Genomic DNA, 21,371 nt, shown 5'->3' on the forward strand with positions numbered 1-21,371 from the left:
ACCTTATAAATATACCTTTATCAGTACTGCTCCGTCACCGCCGTCGCCGCCAATTTTGTCGCTTCCGTGTTTCCCATCAAAATATCCACCGCCGCCGCCGCCAGCTCCATTGCCGCCACGACCACCTCTACCACCTTTGTAACTCTCACCACCCTGCCCCATGATAGAACCCTTACATTTACCGCCACCGCCGCCGCCGCCGCCAAGAAAAGAACTTCCACCGGTACCAGCTCTCTTGCCGTCACTTCCACTTCCTCCACCATTCCCACCAGAAAAAATAAAGCTTTCACCACTGATGCCCTCCCTGTCTCCTCCTCCATCGCCACCTTTCCCTCCAAAGTTAACAAAAATCATGGAGACGGAATATCCTCCTTCTGCAGTAACAAGCCCTTTGATAATTGTTTTACCACCATTGCATAAAATGTTACTGTCATTGCCTTTACCACCACGACCAATGTAAGCTGTTTTTAATTTATCTAAATCAGAACCTTTCATTTTAACATGCACGCATTGACCGCCGCCGCCGCCGCCATCTTTAACGCCTCCACCTCCACCGCCCCAAGCCCATACTTCGATATCGGTGTCAGCATTAATACCATCAGGCAATGGAATATCTCCGCTTTCTGTCATCAGAATTTCAACAGGTTTTCTAACCCCGCCACCATTGTTGCCGCTACCAGCGCCGCTGCTATTGCTACTATTTGCTTTGATTGAAGCCATCAGTTTGGCTGGTGAGATAAGTGCATCCACTGTCTTTGTGCCATCAATCCAGTCTTTTTTTGCAAGAGGTTGAATGAGATCAACTTTTTTCTGTACACTATCCGCTGTTTCTTGTGCGACACTTGCCACAGCTTGTGCCCTGTCTCCTGTTTTTTGTGCGGACTCAGCTATTGTTTGTGCAAAATCCGCTGTATTGAATGCAGCACTCCCTATACTCCTTGCCTCACTTGCTGCATAAAGCCCTTGTTGTGCGCTTTCCTGTGCGTGTTGTGCCACATCTTTAATTTTATCAATTTTTGCAACCTGTGCACGTTCTTGAGGGGTTAAAATAAGATGCGTATTCCCCTCATTCATATTCTCCATATCAAAGGCATCTTTTTCTATTTTATCTGGATCATAAACTGATTTTGACATACCAACAGACTTTGAGCCTACAAAATAACGAATGGTATTTTTGAGATCTACCGGAGATATGGGATAATAAACACCTTCACTTCCCTTATGCCACTTTTCTATTGTTGGTTGGGTAGCACTCAACCATCGTAGTTTTGATCTTTCCTCTGTGGTTAAGATCTTTTTTGTAGGACCCTCGTTCATATTTTCCATAGAAAATACATTTGCCCCCACATTATCGGGATCATATGTAGCAGCCTTCATATCGCCAATCCCTAAAGACGATATTTTTACCCAGCCAGCGCCTGATAAAATCGCATTCTCATGCACTTCACCACTTGCTTCAATATCACAAATTGTGACCTTATCTTTGTAAGCAAGAGCTCCAATATCTCTCTTTGCAACAGCATCATCAGCCTTTTTTCCTTGAGCAGCGGTTGCAAAATATTCTACCTCATAAGCTGCTGCACTCCCCACTGAAACAGGTGCAAGAGCCTTACTATCTAAAACACCTTCTTTGACTTCTTCTTTTGTTGCTGGTTCAAGCTTAAATATATGTGTGTGATAGGGTAATGGCATCGCGTTTCATTCCTTAGCAATTCTATTTTTGAGGTTGTGGGAGATGAGAGACTGCAATTCATCAATAAGTTTTTGCATGATCTCTATGCGTTGATCTGTCGCTTCTTGATACTCTGCCAAAGCGCTTAAAAGATCATGCTGTATATCGTTTTTGACAAGATCAAGCACCTTATTCAATGGCGCATGAACCATTCGATTGCTTGCATAAAAAAGGACGCGGATTTGCTCCGCGTCCGCAATATCATCAATAGCAGACGGATTATTGATCATCTGAAAACCTTATGATTTTATGGCATAAACAACCGGTACATTAATAGGGCGCGTTTCTGCCTCACCCGTTGAAGAAATCGTTACCTTATGCGTGTGCACTCCAGCAGGTTCTGTTGTCCCTGTAAGGGTTTGATAGTGATAAAAGGGATTCCTTCTGCCAATATCATTGGCGCTCCACCCCACTCCATTATACTGAAAATTGTGTGCGTGCTGCCCCGCCGATTCAACGCTACAAGCATGTGTGTGCGATTTAAGGCAATCTTGCTGTATATCAGCAAATTGTCTACTTCTGTCTAAACCGCGACCATTATCAAAGCCGCGCAAAAACACTCCTCTAAAATCTGGAACTTTAAAGGTTGTATCGCTGTTTTTTCCCCATTTATCCCCTATCGCCTTGAATAATTGCGGATAATCTTTGCGTTCATAAGTAGCGCCATCACATAAAAGCCAGCCGTTTGGGACTTCTTGCATAGCAAAGGTCGCAATAAAACCACAAGGAAAGGTTTCAACCTTCGGTGGTGGAATGGGAGTAGGATTTAAAAGATACCAGCCCTCAAGACCTTTTGTTAATGCGCCATCATTATAGACTATTTCATAAATACCATTTGTTTGTAACTCACCGCCTGTCAATGGTACTATCCCCGTGCTGGTGGCTTTATAGAGTGGCTTTGCTCCTATATTATTCATGTTTATTGTTGTCGTGCCAATATTTATACCACGCGCCTTAAAGCGAATAATGATATCGTTTTTATATTTCGCTATCGGCGAAACCGTCGTCAACGTGATTGATGTTGTTTGTTCCTTTCCATTCACAATAAACTTTGAGTCAAGAGAACCACCATTATCGGCAAGATATTCACGTATACGCTGCATCATGACCCGCGCACTATCATTAACAGAACTAGGCGGCTGCCCTTCTGCCCAATTAATGATACTATCGGAATTGGCATTTTGATCAGCTGTGAGTGACCAGTCATAAATATCAGACATGATAAGCCCCCGTTCTTCTTAATAGCTCTTCGCGCAATTGCTCTTCTTTTTGCCGCCCATAGGAACCAACAGATTGCCGCCTAGAGGGATCAATAAGAGGTGTTAAATCTGTCGGTCCCCCAGTCGATTGTGAGAAACCCGCCATGACTGGTTGCTGTAACATTTGTTGCTGTACCATCTGTGCCTGCTGTTTTTGTCGTTCTCCATTCTCTCTCATTAAATGAAGCAAACCGGAAAAGCCCTTTTTAAGAGCACCTGCATCAATACCTTGTGCTTGCAATGGTGTGGTTTCCATAACCCGTCCTGTTAAATTGTCTCTGCTTTCAGGTGCCATCATTCTGTTTGGGAATGGCGTGTCATATGCCATTAATTGCTTGCCCCCTTGATCACCTTGACCCACCTGATTACCTTGAAGTGTCTTTTGAAGCCTCTCAAACCCACACAAAGGACCCTCCTCGTTTGGTGCTGCTTGTCCATTGCTTTGGTTTTGCTGTATCGTTCTCTTCAAAGCATCTCCCGTTTTATTGTAAAGCCCATAAATATGATTCATAAAATCCCCTGCTGTAGCTTCCATGTTGCCACCGTTGAGTGTGACTGCCTGTCGACCTAAAAGCTGGCTTGCTGGAATATGTGGATTTTTGATAAGCTTTACTGCCCCTGCTGGTCCTTGTTGGTGTGCGAGGTAAAGCTCTGCCTCTGATGGCTCTCTGCCTAATGCTGTTGCTAAATAACGCGTATTATCCTTCGTTAACCGCGCCATAGCATCGGTTGCTTGAAAGGGATCAAACTTGTTATTGAGTTGATACTGTTTTGCTGTTGAATCGAGAAATTGATACAGCCCCCCTGCACTGCTGTTCTTATTTCTTGCATTTGGATTACCATTACTTTCTATCATAGCAACACGTTCAAGAAAGCTTTCTGGCAAACCATATTTTTGTGCTGCCTGTGAGATAGCACGCTTCACATTAGGATGAAAATTGATCATTAGTTTATAACCGTTCTATCAACGCTGCTATTCAAAATAATGCCAACAAAATTAATGAATTTCGTATAATTTTCTCGTGTTATTAAGCGTTTCTTTTCTGCTTCATGAAACGTCTTAATTAGTTCAACAGCTTTTTCTCTTGCTAACCCAAATTCCCCTTTTTCCCGCGCTGTTATAAGCGCTGCAATATCTCTCTCAGTATCTTTATGGACGCTTGAGAATTTGCGTCCAAATTCTCTTGCGAAATTTTTTACAACTGCCTTGATGAAAGCAATCTTTCCTATACCCATAGTCTGTTGTGCCCCCCTCTCTTCTACTTCACCCATATGGTTTGGCAATCGTGCAAAAAGTTTTGTTCTTTCCACTTCTGGTCGCAACACTTTCATAAGTTGCTTGGCTTTGTCCTCACCAAAACTCTGCCGTAATTTTTCTTGACCATTCTGCGTGTCAAACAAACTCAAAAGACTGTGTTCAAAATTCTGTGCATTGCCTGCTGCATCCTCTATTTGTGACCGCATCCCTTTTTGAAACGCATCTTTTTCCATCAACCCAAAACCCGAAAGTTGACTGTTGATTGTATCGAGATTAACGCTCTTCTTCAGCGCTTGTTTTCCCTGCTCTAAGGCATCACCGATAGTACGCTCGTCATAATAAATTTTCCGTGCTTTAGCATAATCTGGAGAGGACGTATCCAAAACGTCCAGAATGCGTTGTTTGAAATCAGTCAAATCTCGAGCATATCCCCATTTTCCTTTGATGCGCGCAGAATTAATTTGATCATCAAAAACCTCTTTCATCTTATGTAAAATCCGCATATTCAGTTTTGGATATCCATTGCTCCCTATAACTGTTGCATCCGCTTCATTTGGCATTTGCGCAATTGCTTTTTTATAGGCTTTTTGGAAGGCAGGAGTTTCTTGCAACCGCGATAAATCTTCACGAACAGCATTAGAAATAGGAGAAGCTTTCGCCCTCTCATAAAATGGTTCAGCCTTTTTCTGTGCTTGTTTGATAATCTCTTGCTTTAAATCAAGCGTATCTACTTTTGGACCCATCACATCTGTCAACGCATCCTTTACCCGCAGTGCACTAGCATCTTGTCTTTCATTCAAACGATTACTTATGAGCGAATAAGTATCATGGTCTTTTTTTGCTGCCTTAAAAGCTCTTGTAGCAAGCCCATCGTGAAGATCAATAATCATTGAATCAGGACCACGCTGTTTTAATGCCCTTTCAAGCTTATCAACACCTTCATCCCCTAAAGTCTGGCTTACATCCCTAAGCGCTCTATCGCTTACCTGAAATGCTTCTTTTTCTGGCATTAGCGCTGCTTTTGCTGCCATTTCAGCTGGGCTTATAGGTCCTCTCAATGCTGCTTTAAGTGATTTTGTCACAAAAGGCGTCACTTTTGATACACCACTGGCAACAAATGGTGTTGCAACGCCTAGCCCTGCACCTAACCCAGCAGACATTAGAGTATCTGCAAGCCCTTCCCCTTCACCACTGCCTGCTATTCCACCATAAATAGCTCCAGTTTTTGCCGCACGCCCCAAGCTAAATTTTGCCGCCTCTTTACTTGCTACTGCTTTCATTGCTGCTTCACCTGCAGCTTTTGCCGCTGCCCGTTCCGCACCCTCTGCTAAAGCAGATTGCACCGCCCTTTCTCCTGCTGCTAAAGCTTTACTGGTTATTTGTGCTCCTGCAACACCAGCTCTACCTCCCAGCACAACATCAGCCCCAATTGCCGCACGAGCAGCAGCAGTAGCCCCTGCCGCGGGTGGAAAGAGGGCAGAAGCAATTACGGGTGCCGCAGCACCCGTTAAATTCCCCGCAAGAGATAGATAAAACTGATCTCGGTTCGCCGCTCTTTGATAGTCACGCCATCGCTTTGTTACTTCATTATATTTTTTGACTGCCTCTTTATCTCCCATCCAATAATCCCAAGGTCCTGCTTCTAATATTCCAGCTATTTCATCATCATACCCCATGGTTAATCCATGAAGAGCACCCCATCCAAAAGCACCCGCAGCACTTGGATGTGGATCATCTTCTTCTGTTGCACCACTATTTCCTGTAACAGAACCACTTAGCCTTTCCTTATTCTTCGCGAAAAGCTCTTGAAGCTGTTCTGGTGTATAGTCACTTATATGCCCAATGACTCTTGTGTTTTTACGATTAATAAGAGGAGGAATTACTTCAGCCATTGGTTTGTTTCTCCTTAATGCGCCCGTCACTATCAACGAACAGCATGCCTTCCGGCAATGCTTCTATCTGTTTTTCTAGTGGATCATTTGACTGTGCATGATTCCCCTTATTCCCTTTATAAGCATCTTCCCCATAGGCGGCTCGAACGAGCTCGCTTGTTGCTTCTGCACCACCAAAAAGAATTGCGCGCGTTGCTGCATTGGATTTGTTGAAAGTGTCAATAACTGTTTTTAACGACTTCTTCATTTGCTCTGCAGAAAGATCTTGATACAGTGCCGCTACAGAGTTTTGCAATGCTTGTAATTCCATATTAGACAAATTCCCAAAGCCAGATGCACCACTTGGTGAAAATGCTTTTGCTTTTCTCAAGGCATCAAGCCCGATACTCGCCTTTAATGAATCAAGCATATGCATAAAATCTTTTGCCTTAGAATTAGGAAGGAACGACATTATAGAACCCGTGAAACCAACAACATGCGGATTTTCCTCAACAATCTTTAGCAATTCTTTAGATGCCGAGAGTATACGATTGGACATCTCCGCCGACTCCAAAATTTTCATTTGCATTTGTTGGTTTTTACGCTCCTCCTCCTTCTGTTCTTGAATTAATTTATGTTCTGCACCACTGCCTGCAATTGGCATCGCACGTATGCCACCAAGTGCTTTTTTATCCTTAATATACATATAACCTGCTTCAGGCTTTGACAGCATGTTATCAGCATTTCCCCCTAATCCAGAAGCAGTGGAACGTTGTCCCCCTTGGACAGGTATAATTTTCCCTGTGCTTGTTGAGACTTGGAAAGTCATATCCTCAGGCAATCCCTGCTCTGCCTTTTCTTCTGATGTCAATGTTCTATAGGCTTCTTGAGAGCTTAACGTGTTGCCTATAACTTTCATGGCAAGATCTGGATATTGCACAAGGGCTTGTGCGTCTTTATCACTATATCCTTTAGAGCGTAAAAACTCAAAAATTGGTCTATTTTGAGCACGTATATTATTGCCCTGCCGCATAACAAGCGCCGCATTTGAAAAACTTTCTTGCGGTGTTTTTCCTGATGCAAGCCCCGCAAAAAAATCCATTAAATGCTCGGAAAATTCTGATTTTCTAAAACGCTCCCATAAGCTACTTGGATTTGCTCCTGTCTGAACAAAGTTATCAAGTGACTTGATATAATCTGTTTTTTGTTCAAGATCACCACTTGCTTTTAAATGCTCCTCTTCTGGTAAGTGTGCATTCAAATGTTTTTCTTCTCCTATGGGTGACTCAAAAAGCTTTTCCTCATCATTTCCAGAATTGTTTTTCAAAGAGTTTTCCGCTATAGATTTCTCATTAAGTTGAGCAATATAATCCATCACATTTTTCTGCTGTCGCCCAGCTTCATCCCCACTAGACTGATCAATGTTCGCAACAAGTGGAGATGGAGGAATCATTGATGCAACACCCCCCTGCTCTGAGAAGTCATGCTTTTGTTGCTCTGGCGCCTCTTGTATCTTAACAGTATCCTTTGAAACATCCGGCAATGGAGGCATTTGGCGCTTTAAATCATCCGTAGACATAATCAATTCTGCTGGCGTTTTTTTCCCAACTTCTCCTCCTCCTGCTTGAGAACCACGAATAAGCTCTGTAGGACTCAATTTTTGTGGAGTATTATCCCCATTGCTCGCATCAAAAGGGTTTGTGCTAAAAGCAGCACGTTCTAAAAAACTTGGCTTGTATCGCCCTTCCAACGGCGTGCTTGGAGGCGTAGAAAGCTGTTCGAACAAATGCTTTGGCAATTGAGGTATGACCTGATACATCAAGGGACGCAAAAATTTTGGATCAAACAACTTTAAAAGAGAATTTGTGTTTTCTTGTTCCATCACTGCACCCTTTCCATCTCAAAGCCAAGCTTGCCATAATCCACATGCAAAAAGCCTGTCGCCTTATGCAAGAAAACAGCTTCTGGCTTTGACTTCAAAACATCCTGTGCCATCACCCCGCGATAGCGCTCTGGGTGCCCCTTGTAGTTGTATTCATAGAGTTTGTGTCCATTTCTCTGCCCAGCTTCTCTGATGTTTTCTTTTGCTCTGATATCACTAAGCCCAGCAAAAGTACCAAGGATAGTTCCAACATTTCCAACAATCTCCCACGGATTAGGTTTTGGCTGTGGAGTCAATGTCGTCATTTGTCCTGTGCGCGTTCCATAATTTCCAGCAACAGCCCCACCAGCTGTAAGCAACTTACTTAACTGGTCCCAATCAAGATTGTTCTGCTGCTCCCATTTTTGCCGCTCTTCATCTAATTGCCGTTGATGATTGGCATCAAGTACACTCCCTCCCGTCAACGCATTGAGATTTGCCTGACCTTGACCTTGAAAGAAATTATTGGCACCCGCCAACTGATTTTGGTTTGCTTGGTCAATGAGACCATTGGCATTCATCATGTTGTTGACATCTTGGTTATATTGCTGTGATAGAGCTTGTGTTGCTATGCCCCCCAATTCATCAGCCAAAACCCCAGTATGTGCACCCGAACCATAACGCCCAGCTCCTGCTAGCGAACTGTTAATAGAGCTTGTTGCCTTATTTAATGTGTTTTGAAGTGCTTCATTAAAGTAAGGGTTATTGCCTATTTGTTGCCCTGAAGCCATGTTCTTTAAGTTTTGGCTTGTTGAATTTTGCCCTGTGGCTATTCCATTTAAAGTGTTGTTATCATAGTTATGCGTATTATTGCTAAGCCCATTAATCGCATTCTTTGTTTGATCACTTAAACCCGCAACTCGCTGCCCGTCATAAACGGCTTTTCCGCTGCCTTGGTTATAAAAAGTCATGGCATCTTGAGCTGCGTGTTCAAAAATACCTTTTGCCCATGCAGGGGGTTCATTTGTTTGCGTCGTGTTTTGGGTATTCTGGATTGGTTTAGAACTTTTTCCCATATTAAAGCTGCTTTCTATATTCTAAAAGATTAACGAGATATCCATGCGATTTAAGAGATTTTTCCCACCCTCGCCTGCCTATGATGACAAGCTCTTTTGCCCCTTTTTCCTTGTAATAAGCTTCAATCTGAGTGATAAGCTTTGTTAAGGGCGCTCCTCCCTTTCCACCAAGCGTGACAATAACCGCCCTTAATGCTCCAGTGACGAGTTCCTGTAACTGTGTTGTGACATGCGCCATAAAGTTTTCATGCGCATCAACGATAATCCAAAGAACTTTTTCTCCCTTCAAAATATCGTTTAAAATGGTCTCTGTATTATAATCATCAGGGAATTTTTGATTAAAGTAAGCTATCGATTTTATGACATTCTCAAAATAGGGCGCCATTTGTTCAGCGCTCCATTTTTCTGTATTATAGATCTTAAAACTCATCTTATGCCTGCGGGTTTGAGCGTTACATCAAAGCCTGTTATATGCGTCCATGGCGTGCCTTCTGGTATTCTCAGACGCAAAGCGTGATAACGCGCCCGTGAGCGGATATTATACATCCCAATATTATAGCCGGCATAACGCTCTTTAGCCCAATTTAATTGGTTCTTGTTATCAATGATAAAAGCCGCCCCAACACTTAAAAAACCTTTTGTTGTATCCGCTTGAACAAAAGCCTCACTCATCAGGTTGATTTGCCTGCCCGTATCCCCCACAATTTGTGAAGCAATAACTGCTTCCATCGGAGGACCTGCAAAAAAACCAAATGTGTTGTCTGGCGTAAAGGCTCCCAAAACAGGCGCACCATTTTGCCACATTTTACTATCAAGAGAAGCTGGTAAATCTTTCAAGCTCTCTTGTACTTCGTCTAAGCCTTCTAATGTATAACCGGCTGCAAAAAGGGGAAATAAGAGAAGGTTTTGCCCCTTAATGACACTCCATATTTGCAAAAGCCAATCATAAACATAAATATGCATCCCTTCAGTGTTATCATTGATAGAAAAATAAACACGAGAATAGACCGGATCAATACATGCCCTCATCTCATCAATGGCAAAGTTATTGTAAAGTGTGAAGATAGTTTTATCGACTTTTCCAAAGCCAATAGGGAGCATTTCACCAGCACTGTTGATTTGATAAAAACCATCATCAGATGCAAAGAAAGTACAGTCTCCACGGCTTGCAATTGCCATACTGCTTTTAGCCCCTATTTTGTCTTTTATTTTTGCAAAACTGAAGATAATTTTAGAGCCTGGTACAAAAGTTGCGTGATAAATAGCGGAGCGCATAAAAATAAGTGGATTTGTTGATTCCGTAGACCCTTGAACATATTCTCCATCAGGAAAATCTTGATAATCGCAACTTTTCTCCCCAACCGTCCAATGTGTTGCATCATTCAAACCGGACCACTGAACACGGTTTGGCTTATCTGTTAGTTGCATCAAGCAAACAAAATCACCCCACACACGCACAAGTCCAGCACGCGGCGGATTACCACTCAAATCACAAAACCTTTCATCTGTTTTCAACGAAAGCATTTGTGGTGGGTCATTGCTATTAACAGCAATGATATGATCACCAAAGGAGGCAAAAGACCAAAGGGCGGTCTCATTGGCGTGATAGTGTGTGTGAGGTTTGCTAATGTCTTTCCAGCCGCGCGTGCTGTTGTCATATTCATAAAGCTTTGTTGGTGCACCCACAATAATGCGCACACCACCCAATGAGCGCACAGCATAGACCCCCAAAATCACATCCGGAAAAGGATCTGAGACCGGCGCCACAATGGGAAACGGAATATACGAATTTGGTGCAGGTAAAACGTTCACGATCTCACTGGAATAACCACTATTAATAAATGCAACATCTGGTCTATACTCAGCAATAGGGATAAAGGTCATCAGAAATCCGTGTGTTGAATTTTTAATAAATTCTTGCGCCGTGATGTTTCAATTTGAAGCGCATCGAGTTGCTCTTGAAACATGGCAAAAGCTGCCGCTGCCATCTGTGGTTCTTTAATAATATTCGTATAAATTTCATATTTTGCACGCGTTTTGATCAGTTCATAGGCTTCACGAAACCATATGGACGCTTCTTGTGCACTCTCAATATCTTTTATTCTCACAGGATCAAGAATAAGCCTGATAGAATAAACGCGCTCTGGTGTTGGATACAAAATAAGCTTTTGTTCAAAATAACTGTATCGTGTAGGCATGCCATGGCTACAATCATCCTCAAGATTCTCAATAACAAGCGGATCTACCTGCAAAAGCTTTGCTTTGCTGTGATTATCTCCATAAACGTAAGCATCAACAATGCGAACAGCAGCCGGAATAACTGGATTTTCCTCTGCGCCATAACGGCTTTTGCCCTTTAGAGTGGTAAAAACAACTTCGCGGCTTTCATTGAAATAAAAAGGCAATCGTTCACAAAAGCGAATAGCCGAAAATATCGCCCTTTGCACTTGATCAACATACTCATCTGTTTGATCATCTATTTCATCCTGAATATCGTTTAACATCTGGATAAAATTTTTATCCCAAGGAGCAATGGTCTGTTTGTCTCCAATCGGACCACCTGTCTGTACTATTATTGTCATATCACCCTCTTCCAAATGTCTTGGGGCATATTGTGTGGGAGGGGGGCGCAAGCAATAAACGCCCCCTTGCCTTTAACGATTGGTGTAAAACTCAACAATCACCTCAGCATCACCCTTGGTGCTTTGCTTGTCTCGTGTCATGTAAATCGTATTTTCAGCCTCTAGCGGAACATTTCGTTCCTCCATAGGTAGGGGCACATTGCCAGTGTAAGATTGCAAAAGCTTTGTTTCTCCATAATCATTGCCATTAGGTTCTTTTCCAAATATAACTTTTACATCTTCAAAATCCGCCATGGTATAAACTTGAATTCTTTTTATCAAAGCCCCACGGGGTAGAACACCAATTTTCGTTATCAGCCCTTGGTCTGTACATTTAACACGCGCCCGTAAAAAACTAACCTGCTGCGTAGAGTTGTTGCGTCCTTGCAAAACAGGTGGCAATCCCTCATCTATCATGCCAACAGTCTCAACAGTCTCAACGGGTTCAACAGGTTCATCAGGTTCCTGTGTAATTAGCGATTTTTCTGCCATAATTGTCATCCTTTAATAATTAGCTTGCTTCAGCAAAAGAAGGGATAACAATCGTGCCAAAGTCTTGTCCCCCTTGATCAGAATGCGGCAAGGTGTAGCGTGATTTTTTCATGCCGATAATGGTCTTTGCAGCCAAACCAAATTCACGTTGATAATCAAACAGTTCTTCAACGAGTTTATAGCGTGTTCCCCCTTTCCCATCGCCTCCTGTTGCTCCATTGCCAACGCGCCCATAAGCCATGATGATACTTTGCGCACCAAGCAACACAGCACGACGAACAGAGGGAACAGGCTCTTGTGTCTTTGAATTAACACCATTGGGGACATGCTCTGCTTCACGTAAGATAACTCCATTATACATCCCCAAAGAACCATTAAAAATTGGGTTCTTAGCTCCAGAGCCATCATAAGCTGCCTTGGTAATGTCTAACCATTGACCACTCTTTGTATTGGTACGCAATTGGGTCACCTGTGTTGGGTGGAGATACATCACATATGCCGATTTTCCATCAACACGAACCGGACGCAAGCGTGGATTTGCCAATTTAGCGCGTTCAACAGCCCGATCTATAAGATCTAATGTAAAAACATCGTCTTTTGTAAGTTCTTCATCAGTCTTTTTCTTATTGGCACGAATAATACGCAATTTGCTTGGCTCTAATGGAGCATTAAAACCATAATGTACGGGTTTAAGGGTTATGGTGCGTCCTTCAAAATGCATCCATGGTGCTGTATAGCCTGCTGCCTGAATGAAGAACATCAAACTTAAGCGATCTGCATACCAATCAACAAGCCCATCTTTTGCTTCTGTTCGTAAATTAAATAAAACACGTTGTTGATCAATGGTGCCTTCATATTTTACGCGTACAGCATGAGAAAGCTCGTTAATGCGCACCGTTTCATTCATAAATTGGAGTGCTTCTTCATTGCCTTCCAGCGTTTGTCCCTCGCTAACGCCATCCCCCATAAGTTGGACTCTTAATCCGCTCGTCACAGAGTCACCAGCGGATTTTCCTAGCATATCCAATACTTGAATAATGCTGTTTTTGCCTTTTCCCATCAGCGGTGCAATGGGCAACGCTTTTGAAGTTTCTGTGTTTAGCATCTTAGCCCAAACGCCAACGGCTAATGGGTCATTAAGATTTACTTCTGTTACTGCCATTTCAATCAATGCCTTTCTTGGTTTTTAAAACTCGCCTTGCGGCTCCCCCAAACGATAACAATCACTTGGTTCTCTCTGTCGCGTCACCACGCACATCTCACGCTCTGCTCATAATTTGTTCAAATTTTTCGGGATTTTTCTCAACCCATACAGCAAATTCGGCTTCTGGCATGGAAAAGAGCGTTCTCACATCCATACCGCCTGTTGGAACTTGCCCGCCGCGCGCTGTAAGCGTCCGCGCTGCTTGAGAGCGCTCTTGAAGAGCTCCCACTTCGTCCTTAACGGGCGCGCCACTATAGCCAAAAGCTTTTGCTTTTTGCACCAGCACCTCAATTGGATTTATACCGGCTTTCTGACACTGCTAGCATATTTGGCGCAATTCAGCACCAATTTGCTGTTGCCGTGCCTCTGGGTCTTTCCATTGCGGATAAAGGCTTGCTTGCGCTTGTAAGACACTGTCTGCTCTTTCATAGAGATAGTCCGTGATACTGTCTAAATCTGGATATTTATCTTGTACCTGCGCTTTGGCTTCCTCAAAATAATCCCCCAACTTTTGGCGTTCATATTCCTCTTGACTCATGCGCTCTTGGCTCTCTCTCATATGAGAAAACTCATCAAGCAATTTCTGTTGTTCTTGTACCTTATGACTAAGCCATGCAAAATGTGCTTTTGGGTCGTCTTCTAGGGAGGGAACATTTTCCTCACGGCGGCGCGTGATTTCTTCCTGCATTGCGGCATATTTTTGCGCAAGTTCAATAGCCAATTCACGCGCTTCAATGGCGCTTTGTTCTGCCTTTTGGCGTGCTTGCCGCTCTTGCTCTAGTTTATCAGATTCTATTACATCAGAATTTGGCTGCTCTTGAAGTGGTTCTACAGCTGGCTGTTCAGAACTTTCCTCTGCATCAAAAACTTCCTCAACTTGTTCAGGCTCGACCAACTCAACAGCATTATCGCTGGCAAAATGTTCATCATAGATTGCTTGTTCTTCAGGCGTAAACTCTTCTTCCATATTCTGTTCCTTCAATGTGCTATTATATTTTTTGTCAAAACTCGATAGTGTTCCAACTGTGCCTGTAGGGCTTTGCGTTCTAAATCACGCTGCGCTATCTCATTTTTTGCCTGTTGCAACTCAAGCTGCATCCGCGCTTGTTCTTGCTTCAAGAAAAGTTCAATATTTTTCTGCTGCAATGCCGCTTGTTTCTGCTGTGCATCAAGTTGATAGAGTGTGCTCTTTGCTTGCGCTTCCTGCTGTAAAACAGCAATCTTTGCTTGCTGCTCTGGGGTTAATTGCGCCCCTTGGCTTTGTTGCATCATCTGTTGTTGCTGTTGTTCTTGTTGTGCCTGCTGTGCTTTTGCCGTTAAATTTGCTATCAATGTTGCCGGTAGTGGGGAAAGCTTAAGAAGATCTGGAATCATCTCCGGTGTTAAGAAACCACCAAGCAACGGCAACATCTGCGTAATTGCCGCAAAAGTTTTCTCTTTTTCATTGGGGCTTGTCGGTGAATCATCAACAATAATGTCATACTCAAGCGTCGTAACAGCTTCACGCGTCAACGGCACATATTGGGCATTCTCTTGTCCAGAAATACGTACCAGACGCCCATCAGAGAGATAATTCTGAATGAGATAAAGGATAATCTTTCCCTGCCTACACCGATAAAGCTTGAGATTATCAAACAGCCCCGCAAGCAAATTAAGCGTTGATTGCCGGCGTGTATTTTCCAACACATTGGCTTGGTTGACCTCCCGTGTTCCGATAAACTCAGCCGATAACCCTGTTACATGCGTTATCGCCTCACGCGATTCATTAAACAGCTGGAAAAATCCAGCGGGGAACTGTGCACTTGGCTTTGGTTGAATTTTTCCAGTCGTAAGTGCTCCCTTCTCTAACCACGTAATGGTATCCGTTCGCGCCCAACTTTCTAACGCTTGGCGCTCATCATCAAAAGCACCTCGCTCTGCCATCAAGCCACCCTTAGACTGGCTATTGAGGATATACATTACTTGGCTAAAATATTTATTCGACCATTTTTGCGGATCTTTTGCGGGACGAACAATCCCGTAAAACTGGTTTTTAAGCTTATCCAGCGTGCCCGTGATGCATTCCCAGCCTAGCTGTCCATCAGGTGCTAACGGTTTATCGGGCTTTGCTAAAAGGCGCCGTCCCAGAAAGGCGCGTCTAACCACTTTTTTATTAAAACGCACACCTTGTAGCTGCGGCATCACTCTTTGAAGCTGTTTAAACTCTTGTTTGCTATAGTTGCGCATCTGACCAGTTTGAAGATCAGGCGCCTTGTAAGTGGTCTCATATTCAAACCAACGGCATTCAACCAGCGTAACATAGCGTTTCCCAGAATACGGATCTGAGAGAGAAGTCGCATTGGAGTCATCTTGATACGCATCAAGCGATACATGAGAATCCTCAGAAGCGGTTGTACTATCGATAGCCCAATCGGCGTTAAGATCTTCAACAGCAACATCAGGAAAAAGACTTTTAGCATCCTCAACGGATTTGCGATCAACATACCACATACGCTGTGCGTCAATGAGATTTGGTCTTACAGCATTGGCATCCCAAACCATTTTTAAGGGATCTAAACGTTGAACAGCAGGTATCCCTTCGGGATCTGTATCATAATCAAGCCGCGTATCTGTCCAGCCCATACCGCAAATAACCATATCCTGAAAAGCATCGGAATCGGCATATTCCGCCTCTGCCTCATCACGAAACCATTCTGCTGCTCCAGTAAGCAATTCATTGGGTATTGCTGCTCCCATTTGCCGTGGTTGAAACTGTACTTCGCGCTTATTATTACGCTCCGCCCCAACAATAGCATTCACAAGGGGTGCAATGCGGTTAAAAGTCATGACAGGACGGCGTTGTGTTTTCAAAACCGCAAGATCTTCTTCCGCCCATTGACGACCATTATAAAAATCAAAATCTTCACGCGCCTGTTCACGCCATTCATTAACATGTTCAATATCTTCTGCGTACCAAGACTTTAAACGCTTATAGATTTCATATTCATCGAGGATTGTCGTTTTTTGAAAGTCTTGATCTAGAATGCCATCCATGATGCCGCTTCTCTTTCCATAGTGCAATAACGCTCTTGCTTGGATTTGACATTTGGTGCTTCATAGACAATGCACATTAAACCAAAGGCATCCGCCCCATGGCTCGACCAATCATGCTCTGCACCCAAACCAATGCCGCGCTTCTCATCCCATTTCTCGTGATACCAATTCAGTGCTTTGCGCCCTGCTACCGTCATCTCTTCATTGAACCAAACAGAAGGCAAAATACGCCGCACCGCCTCTATACGCATCTTAACCGCCCCTGCCCCCTGATTAGGGATCACTTGCGTTTCAAAACCCGCATCATTTAAAGCACTCTCAAAACTCACATTGTGCACACGGTCTCTGGTCGCACCATCATGGGGCAAAACCATCAATGCCTTCTCATAACCATTTTGACGCAACCAGCCTATATGCTCTGATAACGGCTGTCCCTGTGCTTCGTAATAATTAAGCACTCTGATCTCTCGTCCAACAAATTGCGCTATCCATATCGCTGTTGCATCTGCCTTAGCACCCGTGCCCCCAATGTCCCAAAAAGCACGTATTTGCATCAAGGGGTCGCGCGCAACGCGCCCTATCCGCCCCTCTTGCTCAGCTGCCAACATTTCCTTTTGATAATAAGCACCTTGAACCGCTGTAAGATAATCCCCTTCCCAGATATGCTTATAGGTCTCTGGACGGTTTCTCAGATCATCAAGTCGTGCTTCATTCAAGATCTTGGGAAACTTCGGATTGTCTGACCAGTTGATCTCAACACGTTTGATTGCCTCATTGTCTGAAAAGCGAAACCGCTTCTCAACGGGGGCATTCTCTCGCAACGGGTTCCATGTCACCCATAACTCTGCCCACCATCCTTCTCCTTCTTCTCGCAAAGTCGGTATAAGCGTCTGCCAAGCCGTCTCTGTAACGGGCTCTGCCTCATCGACCCAACAAAGCAAAATACGCCCCATAGACTTGATACTTGCAATATTCCGGTCCAGACCAGAAAACTGAAAGGCTATACGACCATCTATCGATTTAATCGACGACTCCCCAACCTTGTAATAGTCCTTTAAAAAGTCATGCGCTTCAATGGCGCGTTTAATCTCCTCCAATGAACTTTCTGCCAAAGAATTCTGAAACTGCCGCGCACAAAGGATAGTGCCTGATATCCCTCTCCTACCAAATTGATAGCCTTTTAAAGCAGCCATCAAGGCAAATGATCTTGTCTTTCCAGACCCTCGCCCACCCCAAGCCGCACGCACCAAAGCCTTACCTGTAAAAATCGGTATAAGCTTTGGAACAATATTAATCTGTCGTGTTGTCATGAACTAAAGGCGCGATTTCTACACGCGTTATCATCTTAATCGCCCCGCCATCTTCCCCTGTCACTTGAAGAGGCAAAATCTTCCCCAACAATGACAGATAAGCAGCGGGGCATTTGATTGCCTGTTTTTCGAGATAAGAGATCAAACCATCATCACCATATCTCTTACCAGCGCGCTCTGCTGCCTTAAGCACTGCTTCTTTCAAAATACGTGTCGTTTTATTTGGCACACCTTTTACCCGCCCTTGACCTGCCTTTGGGGGCGTTCTTTTTGCAAGTTTTTCAGTGGTTTTCATGTGTGTTTCTTTTTGTAAACAAGACAATAAAAAAACCCCGCAAAAGCAGGGCTCTGAACAATCAGATAAACTTATAAGAAAGGTTATACCTTTACCGTAATTCTAGACGCAATTCGACTAGTACAGCAACGCCATAAAACACTATTTTTCATATCCTGTCAACAAAAAAATCACGATATTGTGTATTTTTTATTTTTTTTCACCTAAATCTAGTGTCTTTAATAACCAACCACTCACAATTGTATTATCTAAACGAATCAATTATATGGCTAGAAACTAATAAAAAGCGGGGGAGAACAATGCGTGATATTGTCATAGTAATAGTGGGTATACTCATACTATGGGCTGTAGTCTCTGACATGTGGGAAGAAGCAGAGAATGGTCGGAATACAGAATTTCAAGGTACTCTTTTATTAGTCATAGTACTCGGGGTGCTTTGGTATCTTGAATTTTCAAGAAACTCTTTATTAGTAGTAGCAATTTTGTTGTTTGCTTGGAGAAATTACCTAGGAATAATAGCAAATTTGGAACATGATCGCTTAGTCGAATACTCTCAGATGGCGTTTGATTATGAGAATGAAAAAATTAATAAAGCGATTATACAACGAAACGAAGCAGTTAAGGAAAACAGTAGGATGGTCGATAGACACTACAAAGCGATTAAGAAACAAGAGAAAATAATTGAGGAATTATACGAAAAGCTTTGGCAACAACAGAAACAGATAATGATAATGGAGAAACAGAATAAATCTGGTTGAGAAAAAATCAATTAAAGGTTCAATACTATGACTAATAATTAATAAAAAAGGGGAGAAAATGTGGTTTATTATAGGAATTGTAATCCTTATCTTAATAATCCCAATATTAATTGATATTATTATATTAGTAATTTACGGCATTGGATTATTTCTAGGGGGCATACTTGAAACTCTAAAAGAGTTCCTAAATTTAGTAGGAAAAATACTATTAACAATAATACTGCCAACGTTAGAAACTATCGATTATGCTTTTACAAAGGATAAAAGCAAATGGAACGAAATAATTGAGAAACGAGAAAGATTTAGAGAACATAAAGCGATTAAGAAAAAAAACGGAGAAAAAACAATAAATTATTACTTTCGTTTTGCTAAACGTGGCTTATTTTTACTCTTGCGCCTAGTGGGGCTCTCCTATTTCACAGCAGTAGTTACCTTTATAATTATGTTTTCTACAGGGTACATCATTGCTACGTTTTTCCCCCGCTCTTTTGCCCCTTATTTGTTAGGGACAATTATTTTAATGCTTACTCTTCCCCTTACAGTCTGTATGGCACCAATCCAATATAGAATACAAGCGCTACCTGTTTCATTTTTACTACAAACAATGCTTCTCTGGATTCAGTTTCGCGAAAACCTCTCTATGGGTATTGTATTCTATATCGCATTCTTTGAGCTATTCGTATATATATTATTTAGCTTTTCTCACGCAGTATTTATAGCCGAACTATCAGAAGAGCAATCAACTGCCTTTGAAACATTATAATAAACATTTACCATTTAGTTTTTCTGTCAAAATATTTATGAAGCGCGTTAAGAGCGACCCGCAATGAATTCACAAGATGTGGTAATGTTTGGTCTTCGACAATAATATATTGTATTGCTGCATAAAGATTATACTGTCTATAGAGATGTTGTGTTTCTTTTATCGCCTCTTGCATATTAGAAAACTGTTCTGTTGCAAATTCAACCCATTTTTCTCTTGCTTTGTCATCAGAAGATGATGGTATTTCATCATAAACAGCGCTTGGTAAACCTTTTGCACACAAATAGTCATTTTTCACCTCAAGATATTTTTGCGCAGCATCATACTGGTCTTGAGTAAGCACACCTTGCAAACAAAGCCGCCCAACATAAGTACCAGCAAGCGGATTTTTAGCCTCTTCAATAGTCAAACCAAAGCGTTTAGCACGCATTTCAATTGCCAATTGATTAACAGGATCTTGACGTACTTTCACTTGTGAAATGTAAGCATCTTTCTTTTTCATACATCCCCTAATCTGTGGGAGCCCACATGTTTCTCTTTGTTATATTTTATCAATCAAAATGGTATGCTGTCATTAAGAGATGCACTATGATCAGCAGCACCTGAAGCGATAGCATAATTTTGAGAAGTAACGGAAGAAGGGGCCGATTGATCTTTCTTTGCATCAAGCAAATACAACTCGCCTTTGAATTGTGGTAAGACAATCTCTGTTGTATAACGGTCATGCCCATTTTTATCTTGCCATTTGCGTGTCTGTAATTTTCCTTCTACGTAAACTTTTGAACCTTTGTTGAGATACTGAAGCGCTATTTTTGCTAAATGTGGATTAAAAATCACAACTGAATGCCATTCAGTTTTCTCTACTTTTTGATGAGTATTTTTATCTGTATAGCTCTCAGAAGTCGCTATACTAAAATTGACTATTTCTGCTCCAGAATTCATTGTTTTGCTTTCGGGATCAGCACCTAAACGCCCGATTAACATCACTTTATTTAGCATGTTTTTTCTTACCTTAAACTTGTATTTTAATACATACAAAATCCTAGCATGATTTGCATATTTTTTCAATTATTTCAAAATGATATTATTGTTTTTTAACATATAAAATTATGTTTAATATGCAAAAAAACATAAATAGTTCAGTGTTCATTTAAAACTCTTGATATACATACATAAATGTATTAACATAAGATATGAGAATAAGATTTGAATGGGATGAAACTAAAGCAAAAAGTAATCTTAGAAAGCACCGTGTCAGTTTTGAAATTGCTGCTCGTGTTTTTGCAGACCCGTTCGCCATGGTTAAACAAGACCGTATTGAAAACGGAGAATATCGTTGGCAAACTTTGGGTCTTGTGGATGGTTTTTTACTGCTGCTCGTAGCGCATACTGTCCATGATGATAAAGATGGTATAGAAGTAATCCGTATTATTTCAGCGCGGCGAGCTAACTCGAAAGAAAGGAAACGTTATGAAGAAGAAAGTTCGTTATGAAATTGATGTAGGTAACTTATCACCTTTGACAGATAAACAGAGAGTTGAGGTTGATAAACTGGCTGCAATGCCGGATAGTGCAATTGATCATAGTGATATTCCAACACTAGATGATACGTTCTGGAAAAACGCCGTTCGCAATCCATTCTATAAACCAACCAAAACTGTCACAACAGTACGTGTGGATTCAGACGTTCTAGCGTGGCTTAAAAGTCAAGGGAAAGGATATCAAACGCGGATTAACGCCATTTTACGTGACGCTATGCTTCGTTCAATGCGTTGACCTCTTTCCTGCTACAAAGAGTATCAAACTGCTTTCGATAGTTTTTTATCTCCTTGTTGATT

21 protein-coding genes and 1 pseudogene are annotated in these 21,371 nt (G+C 42.2%); 4 read left to right on the forward strand and 18 right to left on the reverse strand.

Annotated elements, in window-relative coordinates; all coding sequences use genetic code 11:
- Positions 1-3: 3 nt before the first annotated feature.
- From ACFIKJ_RS04050 to ACFIKJ_RS04125, 16 genes and pseudogenes are all read right to left on the reverse strand, one after another.
- Complete coding sequence (locus ACFIKJ_RS04050) at positions 4-1,692, reverse strand: hypothetical protein (protein WP_375670280.1); 1,689 nt, start codon at positions 1,690-1,692, stop codon at positions 4-6.
- A 6-nt stretch (positions 1,693-1,698) separates the two neighbouring features.
- Positions 1,699-1,962, reverse strand: coding sequence for a hypothetical protein (locus tag ACFIKJ_RS04055; protein WP_375653724.1), 264 nt, complete (start codon positions 1,960-1,962; stop codon positions 1,699-1,701).
- A 9-nt stretch (positions 1,963-1,971) separates the two neighbouring features.
- The gene (locus ACFIKJ_RS04060; protein WP_375670281.1) at positions 1,972-2,952 is read right to left on the reverse strand and encodes a phage tail protein; all 981 of its coding nucleotides are present in this window, start codon (positions 2,950-2,952) and stop codon (positions 1,972-1,974) included.
- On the reverse strand, positions 2,945-3,937 hold the full coding sequence (locus ACFIKJ_RS04065; protein WP_375670282.1) for a transglycosylase SLT domain-containing protein: 993 nt from the start codon (positions 3,935-3,937) through the stop codon (positions 2,945-2,947). The genes ACFIKJ_RS04060 and ACFIKJ_RS04065 overlap by 8 nt, the downstream gene beginning before the upstream one ends.
- Positions 3,937-6,141, reverse strand: a complete 2,205-nt coding sequence (locus ACFIKJ_RS04070; RefSeq protein ID WP_375653728.1) for a hypothetical protein — start codon at positions 6,139-6,141, stop codon at positions 3,937-3,939. The genes ACFIKJ_RS04065 and ACFIKJ_RS04070 overlap by 1 nt, the downstream gene beginning before the upstream one ends.
- Complete coding sequence (locus ACFIKJ_RS04075; RefSeq protein WP_375653730.1) at positions 6,134-8,002, reverse strand: hypothetical protein; 1,869 nt, start codon at positions 8,000-8,002, stop codon at positions 6,134-6,136. Before ACFIKJ_RS04075 ends, ACFIKJ_RS04070 begins: the two co-directional genes overlap by 8 nt.
- Entirely contained in the window at positions 8,002-9,057 is a 1,056-nt protein-coding gene (locus ACFIKJ_RS04080) for a tail fiber domain-containing protein (RefSeq protein ID WP_375653731.1), read from the reverse strand. The genes ACFIKJ_RS04075 and ACFIKJ_RS04080 overlap by 1 nt, the downstream gene beginning before the upstream one ends.
- Position 9,058: 1 nt before the next feature.
- Positions 9,059-9,442 carry a hypothetical protein gene (locus ACFIKJ_RS04085; protein ID WP_208434517.1) on the reverse strand — a complete coding sequence of 128 codons (384 nt, stop codon included), beginning with the start codon at positions 9,440-9,442 and terminating at the stop codon, positions 9,059-9,061.
- A gap of 41 nt (positions 9,443-9,483) precedes the next feature.
- Positions 9,484-10,941 carry a hypothetical protein gene (locus ACFIKJ_RS04090; protein ID WP_375648530.1) on the reverse strand — a complete coding sequence of 486 codons (1,458 nt, stop codon included), beginning with the start codon at positions 10,939-10,941 and terminating at the stop codon, positions 9,484-9,486.
- A complete protein-coding gene (locus ACFIKJ_RS04095; protein ID WP_375648531.1) occupies positions 10,941-11,639 on the reverse strand; it encodes a hypothetical protein in 699 nt (232 codons plus the stop codon). Before ACFIKJ_RS04095 ends, ACFIKJ_RS04090 begins: the two co-directional genes overlap by 1 nt.
- 72 nt (positions 11,640-11,711) lie before the next feature.
- Positions 11,712-12,170: a hypothetical protein gene (locus ACFIKJ_RS04100; protein ID WP_375653732.1), complete on the reverse strand. Its 459-nt coding sequence runs from the start codon at positions 12,168-12,170 to the stop codon at positions 11,712-11,714.
- A 19-nt stretch (positions 12,171-12,189) separates the two neighbouring features.
- The gene (locus ACFIKJ_RS04105; RefSeq protein WP_375670283.1) at positions 12,190-13,332 is read right to left on the reverse strand and encodes a N4-gp56 family major capsid protein; all 1,143 of its coding nucleotides are present in this window, start codon (positions 13,330-13,332) and stop codon (positions 12,190-12,192) included.
- 97 nt (positions 13,333-13,429) lie between these two features.
- Positions 13,430-14,341 (reverse strand): annotated as a pseudogene (locus tag ACFIKJ_RS04110) (hypothetical protein).
- 11 nt (positions 14,342-14,352) lie between these two features.
- Positions 14,353-16,407, reverse strand: coding sequence for a portal protein (locus ACFIKJ_RS04115; RefSeq protein ID WP_375653735.1), 2,055 nt, complete (start codon positions 16,405-16,407; stop codon positions 14,353-14,355).
- Complete coding sequence (locus tag ACFIKJ_RS04120) at positions 16,392-17,717, reverse strand: PBSX family phage terminase large subunit (protein WP_375670284.1); 1,326 nt, start codon at positions 17,715-17,717, stop codon at positions 16,392-16,394. Before ACFIKJ_RS04120 ends, ACFIKJ_RS04115 begins: the two co-directional genes overlap by 16 nt.
- Entirely contained in the window at positions 17,698-18,012 is a 315-nt protein-coding gene (locus ACFIKJ_RS04125) for a hypothetical protein (RefSeq protein ID WP_375670285.1), read from the reverse strand. The genes ACFIKJ_RS04120 and ACFIKJ_RS04125 overlap by 20 nt, the downstream gene beginning before the upstream one ends.
- Positions 18,013-18,311: 299 nt before the next feature.
- Between ACFIKJ_RS04125 and ACFIKJ_RS04130 the strand changes: the two genes are divergently transcribed.
- Positions 18,312-18,770 carry a hypothetical protein gene (locus ACFIKJ_RS04130; protein ID WP_375670286.1) on the forward strand — a complete coding sequence of 153 codons (459 nt, stop codon included), beginning with the start codon at positions 18,312-18,314 and terminating at the stop codon, positions 18,768-18,770.
- Between the two features lie 58 nt (positions 18,771-18,828).
- Positions 18,829-19,533, forward strand: coding sequence for a hypothetical protein (locus tag ACFIKJ_RS04135; protein ID WP_375670287.1), 705 nt, complete (start codon positions 18,829-18,831; stop codon positions 19,531-19,533).
- 7 nt (positions 19,534-19,540) lie between these two features.
- Here the strand turns inward: ACFIKJ_RS04135 and ACFIKJ_RS04140 are convergent, their stop codons facing one another.
- Together ACFIKJ_RS04140 and ssb are read right to left on the reverse strand one after the other, a co-directional pair.
- The gene (locus ACFIKJ_RS04140) at positions 19,541-20,035 is read right to left on the reverse strand and encodes a hypothetical protein (RefSeq protein ID WP_375670288.1); all 495 of its coding nucleotides are present in this window, start codon (positions 20,033-20,035) and stop codon (positions 19,541-19,543) included.
- Positions 20,036-20,088: 53 nt separating this feature from the next.
- Positions 20,089-20,532, reverse strand: a complete 444-nt coding sequence (gene ssb / locus ACFIKJ_RS04145) for a single-stranded DNA-binding protein (protein ID WP_375670289.1) — start codon at positions 20,530-20,532, stop codon at positions 20,089-20,091.
- Between the two features lie 194 nt (positions 20,533-20,726).
- Here ssb and ACFIKJ_RS04150 point away from each other — a divergent pair, with 194 nt between their 5' ends.
- Both ACFIKJ_RS04150 and ACFIKJ_RS04155 read left to right on the forward strand, forming a co-directional pair.
- Positions 20,727-21,026, forward strand: a complete 300-nt coding sequence (locus ACFIKJ_RS04150) for a BrnT family toxin (RefSeq protein ID WP_208439550.1) — start codon at positions 20,727-20,729, stop codon at positions 21,024-21,026.
- A complete protein-coding gene (locus ACFIKJ_RS04155; RefSeq protein ID WP_375627588.1) occupies positions 21,004-21,309 on the forward strand; it encodes a BrnA antitoxin family protein in 306 nt (101 codons plus the stop codon). Before ACFIKJ_RS04150 ends, ACFIKJ_RS04155 begins: the two co-directional genes overlap by 23 nt.
- Positions 21,310-21,371 lie beyond the last annotated feature (62 nt).

It is taken from the genome of Bartonella sp. PS7NMGDW, from assembly GCF_042193585.1.
GTDB classification, from domain to species: domain Bacteria; phylum Pseudomonadota; class Alphaproteobacteria; order Rhizobiales; family Rhizobiaceae; genus Bartonella; species Bartonella grahamii.

Coding starts and splice junctions, on each gene's coding strand:
- ACFIKJ_RS04130 (WP_375670286.1), top strand. CDS start 18,312: ATGCGTGATATTGTCATAGTAATAGTGGGTATACTCATACTATGGGCT.
- ACFIKJ_RS04135 (WP_375670287.1), top strand. CDS start 18,829: ATGTGGTTTATTATAGGAATTGTAATCCTTATCTTAATAATCCCAATA.
- ACFIKJ_RS04070 (WP_375653728.1), bottom strand. CDS start 6,141: ATGGCTGAAGTAATTCCTCCTCTTATTAATCGTAAAAACACAAGAGTC.
- ACFIKJ_RS04060 (WP_375670281.1), bottom strand. CDS start 2,952: ATGTCTGATATTTATGACTGGTCACTCACAGCTGATCAAAATGCCAAT.
- ACFIKJ_RS04065 (WP_375670282.1), bottom strand. CDS start 3,937: ATGATCAATTTTCATCCTAATGTGAAGCGTGCTATCTCACAGGCAGCA.
- ACFIKJ_RS04115 (WP_375653735.1), bottom strand. CDS start 16,407: ATGGATGGCATTCTAGATCAAGACTTTCAAAAAACGACAATCCTCGAT.
- ACFIKJ_RS04105 (WP_375670283.1), bottom strand. CDS start 13,332: ATGGCAGTAACAGAAGTAAATCTTAATGACCCATTAGCCGTTGGCGTT.
- ACFIKJ_RS04055 (WP_375653724.1), bottom strand. CDS start 1,962: ATGATCAATAATCCGTCTGCTATTGATGATATTGCGGACGCGGAGCAA.
- ACFIKJ_RS04075 (WP_375653730.1), bottom strand. CDS start 8,002: ATGGAACAAGAAAACACAAATTCTCTTTTAAAGTTGTTTGATCCAAAA.
- ACFIKJ_RS04050 (WP_375670280.1), bottom strand. CDS start 1,692: ATGCCATTACCCTATCACACACATATATTTAAGCTTGAACCAGCAACA.
- ACFIKJ_RS04085 (WP_208434517.1), bottom strand. CDS start 9,442: ATGGCGCCCTATTTTGAGAATGTCATAAAATCGATAGCTTACTTTAAT.
- ACFIKJ_RS04100 (WP_375653732.1), bottom strand. CDS start 12,170: ATGGCAGAAAAATCGCTAATTACACAGGAACCTGATGAACCTGTTGAA.
- ACFIKJ_RS04150 (WP_208439550.1), top strand. CDS start 20,727: ATGAGAATAAGATTTGAATGGGATGAAACTAAAGCAAAAAGTAATCTT.
- ACFIKJ_RS04125 (WP_375670285.1), bottom strand. CDS start 18,012: ATGAAAACCACTGAAAAACTTGCAAAAAGAACGCCCCCAAAGGCAGGT.
- ACFIKJ_RS04080 (WP_375653731.1), bottom strand. CDS start 9,057: ATGGGAAAAAGTTCTAAACCAATCCAGAATACCCAAAACACGACGCAA.
- ACFIKJ_RS04120 (WP_375670284.1), bottom strand. CDS start 17,717: ATGACAACACGACAGATTAATATTGTTCCAAAGCTTATACCGATTTTT.
- ssb (WP_375670289.1), bottom strand. CDS start 20,532: ATGCTAAATAAAGTGATGTTAATCGGGCGTTTAGGTGCTGATCCCGAA.
- ACFIKJ_RS04090 (WP_375648530.1), bottom strand. CDS start 10,941: ATGACCTTTATCCCTATTGCTGAGTATAGACCAGATGTTGCATTTATT.
- ACFIKJ_RS04095 (WP_375648531.1), bottom strand. CDS start 11,639: ATGACAATAATAGTACAGACAGGTGGTCCGATTGGAGACAAACAGACC.
- ACFIKJ_RS04140 (WP_375670288.1), bottom strand. CDS start 20,035: ATGAAAAAGAAAGATGCTTACATTTCACAAGTGAAAGTACGTCAAGAT.
- ACFIKJ_RS04155 (WP_375627588.1), top strand. CDS start 21,004: ATGAAGAAGAAAGTTCGTTATGAAATTGATGTAGGTAACTTATCACCT.